4 protein-coding genes are annotated in these 9,320 nt (G+C 62.5%); 2 read left to right on the forward strand and 2 right to left on the reverse strand.

Translation table 11 applies throughout. The features are described 5' to 3' along the window. Positions 1-225: 225 nt before the first annotated feature. Positions 226-2,556 carry a peptidoglycan glycosyltransferase PbpC gene (pbpC, locus tag BFP93_RS20540; RefSeq protein WP_065894664.1) on the reverse strand — a complete coding sequence of 777 codons (2,331 nt, stop codon included), beginning with the start codon at positions 2,554-2,556 and terminating at the stop codon, positions 226-228. Between the two features lie 91 nt (positions 2,557-2,647). Between pbpC and BFP93_RS20545 the strand changes: the two genes are divergently transcribed. Further along, a complete protein-coding gene (locus BFP93_RS20545) occupies positions 2,648-2,941 on the forward strand; it encodes a hypothetical protein (protein ID WP_065886472.1) in 294 nt (97 codons plus the stop codon). 46 nt (positions 2,942-2,987) lie between these two features. Here BFP93_RS20545 and BFP93_RS20550 read toward each other — a convergent pair whose 3' ends face one another. Next, positions 2,988-7,886 (reverse strand): alpha-2-macroglobulin family protein, encoded by a 4,899-nt coding sequence (locus tag BFP93_RS20550; RefSeq protein ID WP_065894666.1) that lies wholly within the window; start codon positions 7,884-7,886, stop codon positions 2,988-2,990. A 246-nt stretch (positions 7,887-8,132) separates the two neighbouring features. On the opposite strand from BFP93_RS20550, the gene BFP93_RS20560 reads away from it, so the two are divergent. Beyond that, positions 8,133-9,280 (forward strand): IS3 family transposase gene (locus BFP93_RS20560; protein WP_122582746.1). Its coding sequence is split into 2 segments (ribosomal slippage): positions 8,133-8,388 and positions 8,388-9,280, totalling 1,149 coding nucleotides; the frame shifts between segments, so codons are not numbered across the junction. Positions 9,281-9,320: the final 40 nt, after the last annotated feature.

Raw genomic sequence — 9,320 nt, forward strand, 5'->3', positions numbered from 1 at the left:
AGAGCGTTTTGCTTACTTTTGCGCTTTTCAAAAGTGAGCCGCTGTAAAAGCGGAACCCATAGCAGCCGTTACCGCAGAAACGGATATGTACTCGTTCCAATCCAGCATCCTGGCCAGCCCAGAGGCCGCCATCGGGGGCAAGCCCCCTCCCACATTTGAAAAGTGTTCACAGATCAAAATTGTGGGAGGAGCGGTGCGACGATTCGACTTGCCCCCGATGAGGCCCTAATCCACAACACTGAACTCAAGCCTGGCAGTCTGCCCGGCCTCATCCAACACACTGAGCTGATAGCGCCCCAACCGCTCGAAGCTGGCATTGATGCTGTCCTGATTGGCGCTATCCCCCAACGGCGCGCCATTGAGAAACCACCAGCGCCGCCCGCTGCCGCCCAGCGCGGAGATTTTCAGGCGCAGGGCCTGTTGACTGGCAGCGGGCAAACGCAGTTGATCGCCCTCGCGCACGCCCACGATTGACAACGGCGAAGCGGCGGCCAGTGCCGGCGGCGGGCACTCCGGGTCGGCGGCCGGGATGCGTGCTTCACGGCGCTCCACCCTGGGCAGCCAGGGCTCCAGCGGCGCCGGCCACAGGGCGATATGCTTCGGTTCGGCGCCAGGGCAATGGGCGTCCACGCGCAAGCCCTTGGCGTTGACCCAGAGGTTTTCCATCAACCCCACGCTCAGCGGCTGATCCAGTGCCTGCAACGTCGGCGGTGTGGTGTTGTCCAGTGTCCAGGCAAAACGCTGGCGACGACAATTGGGATCGCTGCGACTCATCGGCTGGCCCAGCGGCCAACAGATTGCCGCCACGCCCACATTGGCCGGCACGGCCTTGACGGGCGCGCTGATGCCGCGCTGGCTGTCGCGGTTGGTCAGTACGTCATGCACCTGCAACATCAACGGCGCCGCCGACGCCAGGCCAAACTGCCCCGGCACCGGCGTGCCGTCCGGACGACCGATCCAGACGCCGATCAGATAACGCGGGCCGACACCAATCGCCCAGGCATCACGAAAGCCATAGCTGGTGCCGGTCTTCCAGGCCAGCGTCGGGCGCTGCACCAGTTCGGCCCGTGGGTCGCGGTCGGGGCGCGCCTGGCCGCTGAGGATACGCCGCACGATCCAGGCCGCCCCTGGCGACAGCAATGGCCGTTCGCGCAGCGCGTCATCCGGCTGCAGGCGCAGGGTGGCGCTCTTGCCGTCGCGGGCCAATGCACTGTAGCCGCTGACCAGCTCTTCCAGGCGACTGCCGGCACCGCCCAGGATCAACGCCAGGTTCGGCTCGGCCAGCGCCGGCAACGCCAGCGGCATGCCGCCGATGCGCATCTGCGCGGCAAAGCGTTTCGGCCCGTAGGCTTCCAGCAATTGCACCGCCGGCAGGTTCAGCGAGCTGGACAGCGCCGTACTCGCCGGCACCGCCCCGGTAAAGCCCATGGAGAAATTGCCCGGCCGGTAATCGCCGTAGCGGCGCGGCACGTCCTGCAGCAGGGACTCGGAATGAATCAGGCCGTCGTCCAGGGCCATGCCATAGAGGAAGGGTTTCAAGGTGGAACCGGGCGAGCGCAGCGCGTTGATCATGTCCACATGGCCAAAACGCTTGGCATCATTGATGTCCACCGAGCCGAGGTAGGCGCGCACGGCCATGGTTTCCTCCTCCACCACCAGGATCGCCGCCGAGGTATGTTCGGGCAAACGCGCACGCCAGCCCAGCAGCAGGTCTTCGAGGCGACGTTGCAGGGTGGCGTCCACGGTGGTGCGGATCAAGGGCGGGCTGTCCGGCCGGTTCAGGCGCCGCGCAAGCAAGGGGGCCAGGCTCGGTTCCAGGCGCGGCGCGAGCAGCAGCGGTTCTTCCAGGGCTTCATCGACCGCCGATTGCGGCCATACCTGGAACTCGGCGAGGCGGCGCAGCACTTTGTCCCGCGCCTGCTGCGCGCGTTGCGGGTGACGGTCCGGGCGCAGGCGGCTCGGTGCCTGGGGCAATACCGCGAGCAGGGCGGCTTCGGCGTGGGTCAGTTGCGCCGGGGATTTGCCCAGATAGGCCCAACTGGCCGCCGCCACGCCCTGCAGCGTGCCGCCGAAGGGCGCGCGGTTCAGGTACAGGGTGAGGATTTCGTCCTTGGACAGATGCCATTCCAGCTGTGCGGTACGCCAGAGTTGCCGCAACTTGCCCTGCAGGGTGCGTGAATGCGGATCGAGCAAGCGCGCCACCTGCATCGATAAGGTGCTGCCGCCCGACACCACCCGTGCGCCGGTCAGGTTCTGCCACGTCGCCCGCACCAGCGCCAACGGATTGACCCCGGGGTGGCGATAGAACCAACGGTCTTCGTAGGTCAGCACCGCGTCCAGGTAATACGGTGAGACCTCGCGGGTGTGCACCGGATAGCGCCACACGCCATCGGCATCGGCAAAGCGCCACAATGGCGTGCCATCCTCGGCCAGGACCACCCGGGCCAGGTCGTCCTGGGGCAACGGCAAGGGCCAGATACGGTCGGCCAGCCACAGCAGGGCAATGACCAACAACAGGCTCAACAGTGTCCAGCGAGCAACAAAACGCAAATTCAACCGGGCAAACCTCTATGCTTGCAGGGAACTCGCCTGTCGCAACAACGACCAAAGGCACAGTTACGCCCACCTTCTTAATCAGGACACGCACATGCAGGTAGAAAGCTTTTTCGAATGGTTGGGCCAGGCGCTCGGCTCCGTCATCCGCTTTATCGTCGACGGTCTGAGCGGCTTGTTCGGAGCCTTGACCCACGCCGGCGGCAACTTTATCGATGGCTTATCGCGCACCCTGGGCATGGACACCTCGATCATCAGCATTATCACCCTGATCGTCGGGCTGCTCTTTTTGTACTCGGCGGTACGCGCCTTTATGCGGGCCTCGGTCATTATCGGGATCATCTGGCTGGTGCTGGGCCTGTGGTTGTTGAGCTGGGTTGTGCACTGATCACAATCCCTGTGGGAGGGGGCTTGCCCCCTCCCACATTGGTTTTTCAGCGGCCCTTGATCACCATATCTGCCGGGGTTTCGCCCACCGCCTGCCAGTTCGGCCGATACATCGACTCCACTTGGGGCGGCGGCACGCGGTAAGTGCCCGGTGTCACTGCCCGTGCCAGGTACAGCAAGTGCGTGGTGCCGCCGTAACCGTCCAGGTTCATCGCCGCCACGTAGCGGTCATCACGAAACTCCTGATGCTTGAGCGACGCGTTCTGCATCGACTCGCGCCACTCCTTCACCTGGCTGCTCGCATTCTCCAGGCTGGCCGCGCTTTGGGCCAGGTTCTGGTTTTCCAGTTCCAGGCCGGCGGGCAGCAGGTCGACCACCAGGGCATCCGGCACGCGTTGCTTGGCGCTGACCGCCAAATGCACCAGCACCAGGTCGCCGCTGTTGAGGCTGCGCAGGTTCAGCGGCTGACCGTTCATGCCCAGGTATTCGCGACGGATGCTCAGGTTCTCACCGCCCGCTGCCGGTGGCACTTGTGGGTAACCGGAAATCGTCAGTTGCTGGTACACCGGCGTGTCCCCCTGATTGCTCAGGCTCAAGTCGCTGGTCAGCAGCTTGTCATCCAGTTGCAGGGTTGATTGCTGGTTGTTCAGTTCACGCACACCACCACTGCCGGTCAGCGACACTTGCCAGTTCGCCTCTGGCTGGGCGAGCCCGAGCCGCCCGGCGAGGAACAGCGAATTACGCTCCTGGGTCGACAAATACGGGCTGGCCGCCAACTGGTCCGAGAGCGCGAACAGACGTTCCTCGCGCTTGCCCTTGGCCAGGTCATTTTCTTCCAGCAACGCCAGGATCATCGCCTGATCGCGCAACGGGCTGCCGTAGTCGGCCAGCCATTCCTTGGCGCTGCGCTGCGCGGCCAGGCCGGCGAGCAGCGCCTGGTCCGCACGCGGCTGGTCGCCCATTTTCTGCAGGGCAATGGCCAACTGCACCAGGGGCAAGCCGGAACGCGCATCGCTGCGTCGCTCGAAGATACTGCGCAAGGCCCCCAGCGGCGCCTGCTGACTGCGCGCCAAAACCATGCCGGCATAGGCCTGCACGGCAAAGCGGGTGTGTTCGGCGTTGTCGCTGTAGTCGACTTCGATCAAGTTGCGCTCCTGCACATAGCGCAACAGACGCTCACTGGCTTTCTTCAGCGCCTCGGCCGGCACTGCAAAACCCTGGTCACGGGCGCGCTGCAGGAAGTCGGTGACATAGGCGGTCAGCCAATATTCTTCCTCGCCGTCGGCGCCCCACAAACCGAAGCTGCCGTTGTAGCGCTGCATGCCCAGCAGGCGTTCGATGCCCAACTCGATCTTGCGTTTACGCTCGGTATCCGGCTCGCCCTTGATGCTCAGGCGTTTAAGCAACGCGTCATCGGCGTAGAGCGATGGGTACAAGCCGCTGGCGGTTTGCTCCAGGCAACCGTAGGGGTAGGCCTTGAGCGCGCTGATCTGCGCGCCGAGGTTCAACGGCGGCCGGCTGGACAGGCTCAATAACGCCTCGCTGCCTGCGCTGTCGAACTGCTCCAGCGTGCCCGCAGGCAAGCTCCACGGCTGGTCCTTGAGCACGGCGCGGTAATGCTTGAGCAACGCAGGGTAGGCAGGACGCACGCCCAGGGTCCATTCCCGGCTGAACGGCGGCAGGTTTTCACCGGGCAGATCCAAACCGTTGACCGTCACCTTGACCTTGCCATTGCCCAGGCCGCCCCAGGCTTTCACCGGGATGCGCAGCGTGGTGCGCTGGCCTTGTTTCAACTCGACGCTGTGCGCGCCGCCGTTGACCAGCTGCAACTGCCCTTCGGCGCTCAGTTGTACGTCCAGCTTCTGCGCCTTGCCCGACAGGTTGGACAGGTCCAGCGCCAACGTCGTCTCGTCACCCCCGGCCAGGAAGCGCGGTGCCGACAACTCGGCAATCAGTGGCGCGGCGATCACTGTCTTGGCTTCGGCCATGCCGTAACGGTCATCGCTCCAGGCCTGGGCCATCAGGCGCAGCTCGCCGTTGAAATCCGGAATATCGACGCTGACTTCGCCCTCGCCCTGCTCGTTGAGCGTCACCGGCGCGCTTTGCAGGGCGACGATGGTCACGCTGGTGTCCGGGCGCTTGCCGCCCTTGGCCAGTGCCGCATCGCCCCCGAACGCCAGGCTGGCCAGACGGCCCTGCCCGGCTTCGATCAACTGGCCGTAGATGTCGAACTGGTCCACGCCGTAGGCCTTGCGACCGAACAGGCTGGAGTACGGGTCGGGTGTGGGGTATTCGGTGATATTGAGGATGCCCACGTCCACTGCGGCCACCAGCACATGCACCTGTTTGGGCACACTGCCGTCGGCGTTTTTGGCGGCGATCTTCACCGTCAGCGGCTGTTTGGGGCGCATTTTTTCCGGCGCCGTCAGCGTCAGGCCAAGCTTGCGCTGGGTACGGTCCAACGGCAGATGCAGCAGGCCCACCGCGCGTTTGGGGGTGATATTGGCTTTGCGCTCGCCGGGACGGATCACCAGCGCGCTCACGTACAGATCATGCCGCGACCATTTCGGGTCGAGCTTGACGGCAAAACTCTTGCCTTCGGCCGGCACGTCGATTTCCTGCCACCACAGCGGCCCCTCGGCGGACTCCACCAGCAGGTAGCCTTTACCGGCCGCCGGCGGCGTGACGGTGACGTTGGCGGTGTCGCCATCGGCATAGGCGGGCTTATCCAATGCCAGCTTGACCTGATCGGGGCGCACGGCGCCGCCTTCGGTGTTGTCCTGGGCCTGGTAGCCGGCCCAGAAGCGCAGGCTGCTGATCAAGCCGGTCTGCGGGTCTTCGACCTCGACGCGGTAGGGACCCCATTCCACCTGGAAGCTGACCTTGGCGGTGTCGCCGGCCTTGATGTCGAGGGTTTGTTCGTCAAGGTTGAGGAATTTCTCGTTGTAGTGATAGCTCCAGCCATCATTGTCCGAGTAGTTCCAGTAATAGTCGCGGCGCTCACGCACCAGACGCACCTTGAGGTTCTGCGCGGCAAGTTTCTGGCCGTCCTGGTTGGCCACCAGCACTTCGAATTCCGCCGGGCCGTCGCCGTTGGTTTCAGTGCCATCAAACAGCCCGCGCAGGCCCGGCAACTGCTCGGCCGGCCAGATCGGCTGTACCAGGCGTCGGGTGATCGGCCGCCCGCCCGACTCCTGCAGACTGGCCTGCACGATCAATTGCAGAGGCGACTTGGCCTCGGCCCATTTGCTTTCCAGGGTCAGTTCTTCCTGGCCCTTGGCGTCCAGCGTGCTTTCGTCCAGCTCGAAATCCTGGCTCAGCTCTTCTTCGGTGACCGAGCCGAACTGGTAGCCCGGCAAGCTTTTGACCGCCTCGCGCAGCGGGCGCACATAGACCTGCCCGCTGACCCGATTACCCGAGGCCGGCGCGCCGTACAGATAACGGCCATTGACCTGGATGACCGCGTCATCCGCCGGGCTCAGTGGCGTGTCACTGCCCTTGAGCTCCAGCGCCAGGCGCTCGGGCAGGAAGTCTTCGACGAGGAATTCATACAGCTGCGGCTTGCCATCACCCAGGTCGAATACCAGCTGCCAGCGCCCGGTCGGTGCTTCGCCGGCCAGCTGCAGCGGGTATTGATAGAGACCGGAGGCGTCGGCCTCCCACACGAATTTGCGGCTGACCTGCTCATCGGGGCGGCGCACTTCGACGCTCACCGGCTGCGGCTTGACGGCGTTGCCGTCCTTGTCGCGCAACAGGGCGTTGAGCAGCACGGTTTCACCGGGGCGATACAGGTCACGCGGGCCGAACACAAAGAACTGCAACGGGTGCGACGGCTGCCCACCGATATCGAACTCGGCCAGGTCCAGCGCGGCACTGTCCAGACGCAGCAAACTGGTTTGTTCACCCTGCTTGGCCAGCAACACCTGGGCTTTTTTCGGCAGCGGCAACTCGGCGTGGCCACCGTCTTCGGTCTTGCCCTGGCCGAGTACGCGGCCTTCGGCATCGAGGATTTCCAGCTCGACGCCGTTCAACGCCTTGCCGCCTTCCAGCGCCTGGGTAAACACATCCAGGCGATTGGCGTAGCGGTGCACCGACAGGCCGATATCACTCAAGGTAAACAGCGTGGCCGGTTGCGAATAGTTGTAGGTGCCCGAGGCACGCATCACCGCCAGGTACACACCCGGCTGCTGCAATTGCTTGAGACCGGCGATCGGCAGCAGCAGGGTTTCGCGGGTATTGCGCGCCGGGTTGAGGTCAAAACGGCCGCCGTACACCAGGTCGGCCATCGGCAGCAATTCGCGGGATTCGTAACTTTGCAGGCTGGTGTTGCGCCCCCACTGCGCCAGGAACGCCGGCAGGGACTCGGCCTTGATCCGGAAGAATTCAACGTCGATCTTGTCGACGTTCAGCGCGATCACCGGCAGGCCCTCAGCCAGGCGCGTGGGCAACAGCGTGCCACGGCTGGCGAAGCCGACGGTGGCTTGCAGGTCGCGGGTTTCCAAGCGAGCGGTGTATTCGGCGGCGAGCAGGTTGTCGTTGACCGCCTTCAACCCGGCATCCACCGTCAGCACCAACTTGCGCTGCGGCTCCAGGTGGCGCAGGCGCAATTCCATCAAGTTATCGGAAAGCTCCCAGGCGCCATCGACCTTGCCCGACTTGCTGTCGACCAAATGGACTTTGTCGGCGAACTTCTGATCCGGGTCCAGGGGAATGGAAAAACTCACCGACAGGGTGCTGGCCCCGTCCAACTGCACCTCGGACACATCCACCACGCTTAACTCACGCCCGGCGTACCGCTGCTTCAACGCCGCCACATCCACCGCCGCCTTGGCCGGCTTGGGCGCCACACTCGCCGCCGGAGCAGAGGGCGCAGACGGTTTATCGGAAGAATCGCAGGCGCTCAGCAGGGCCAGCGCACAGGCCAGGAACAATCCTTTGTTAAGCATGGGGCACTCATAGTCAGAGGAAACCGAGGGTGAACTATATATCAGCGCCGACCAAGCTGCTGCGGAGCTGGTCACATTGACCGACGGAGGGTGTGTTGGTTCTGGGTGTCATTGGGGCCAAACCAAATCCCACATAAAATGCAGATCAAAATGTGGGAGGGGGCTTGCCCCCGATAGCGGTACTGAGCTGGTCTAATAGTCCCGGACACCTCAATAGGTGAAACTACACCTATTGAGGAGTATTCCATGACCAAGAAGTACAGAAAATTCGACGCCGCTTTCAAGCTAAGAGTCTGCAAGATGATTGTTGACCAAGGCCTGAGCGTGAACTCCGTTTGTACCGATTTAGACTTGAGTGACACTGCCGTGCGCCGCTGGGTCCAGCAGTACCAAGCCGAGCAGTTAGGTGGTACAGGGATTGGTAAACCGTTAACCAGCGAGCAACAGCGTATTCGTCAGCTTGAGCAGCAGATCCGCGAGCTGAAGACTGACAACGATATATTAAAAAAAGCTACGGCCTTCTTTGCCCGCGAATTGAAGTGATCCACCAATTGGTTCACCAAATGCAATGCAAGGCCTACCCGGTAATACGTATCTGCCGGGTTTTGCGGATCAGCCGTTCGGGGTTCTATGAAGCTCGTCAGCGGTCTTTTAAGCCAAAAGCTGTCTGTCCGGTTGCAGCTCAGGTCAAAGCTACGTTCATGACCAATGAGCACTGTTATGGCAGTCGTCGGGTGATGAAAGCACTGCGTAGCGATGGCGTATCCATTGGGCGGCACAAGGTCCGTCGGCTGATGAAACAACAGGATTTACGCCCGATCTGGAAGCGCAAGTTCGTTCATACCACCAACAGTAATCATAATTTCCCGGTAGCTGAGAACCTGCTCAACCGCCAGTTTAACCCCGAGCAGATCAACCAATCATGGGTTGCTGACATCACTTATATTCGCACTCGAAGCGGCTGGCTGTACTTGGCGGCTGTCATGGATTTGTATTCACGCAAGATCGTAGGCTGGTCCATGGCTCCGCATATGCGCGCAGAGTTGGTGTGCAGTGCTATGCAACTAGCCATCACACAGAGGCAGCCTAAACCGGGTCTGATCGCGCACTCAGATCGGGGCAGCCAGTATGCAGGCGCTACTTACCAAGCCATGCTGACACGACATGGCTTGCGCTGCAGCATGAGCCGCAAGGGCAACTGCTGGGACAACGCAGTCATGGAACGTTTCTTCTTGAACCTGAAGATGGAGCGTGTTTGGAGGAAGGACTATGCCAATCATGATGAAGCAATCAGGGACGTCACGGATTACATTGTGCGGTTCTACAATGAACGACGAATGCATTCATCGTTAGACTATTTGCCGCCCAATCAGTACGAGCGGCAAACAGCCTGAAAACACCGATTGAGGTGTCCGGAAAAAGTTGACCACCTCA

It is taken from the genome of Pseudomonas sp. 44 R 15, assembly GCF_900004965.1.
GTDB classification, from domain to species: Bacteria; Pseudomonadota; Gammaproteobacteria; order Pseudomonadales; family Pseudomonadaceae; genus Aquipseudomonas; species Aquipseudomonas orientalis_A.